Here is a 570-nt window from a genome sequence, read left to right as displayed (position 1 = left end):
GGTGGGCGCGCTGGCCGCGGTGGCCGGGCTGACCGGGCTCGGCCTGCGCCTGGGCGACCGCCACGCCTTCCGTGCCGCGATGGCCGTCGCCGCGATCGACGTCGCACTCGTCGCCGCCGGCACCCGCCCGGCCTGACGCCGAGCCCGGGTCAGCGGACACCGCGCAGCCCAGCCGACACCACGCAGGCCAGCCGACACCACGCAGCCCAGCCGACAGCGCAGGCCGGCCGACACCACGCAGGTCATTGGATCCGAGCCGATCGACGATTACTCTATGCGCTAGTCCGAGCACAGAAAGCATCAGATCGGTCGCCGCGTCAGCCGCGGACAACGGATTCCGCAGACCAACCGGGAGACATGTGGACAGGTCGACGGGCCGACCGACATCGATCCAGACCGGCACCGCGATCCCGACCGGCGCCGCGGCCCCAACGGGGCGCCGGCCGCTGCGGCGGGCCCGCAACGATCCCGCGCAGTACGACGATCTTGCCGCCGAGTGGTGGCCGACGCACGGGCGGTTCGCCGCGTTGCGCTGGCTCGCCGAGGCCCGTGGCCGGCTCATCCCGGACC

The 570-nt window shown here is 74.0% G+C and carries 1 pseudogene; it reads left to right on the top strand.

Going from position 1 to position 570, the window contains the following annotated elements:
• Positions 1-407: 407 nt before the first annotated feature.
• Positions 408-570, top strand: a pseudogene (locus ND748_RS33500) (bifunctional 3-demethylubiquinone 3-O-methyltransferase/2-octaprenyl-6-hydroxy phenol methylase); the annotation flags it as partial.

The sequence above is a fragment of the Frankia sp. AiPs1 genome (genome assembly GCF_023716945.1).
Lineage (GTDB): Bacteria > Actinomycetota > Actinomycetes > Frankiales > Frankiaceae > Frankia.
Note: the sequence above shows the minus strand (reverse complement) of the source record. Positions and strands in the feature narration are given on the sequence as shown.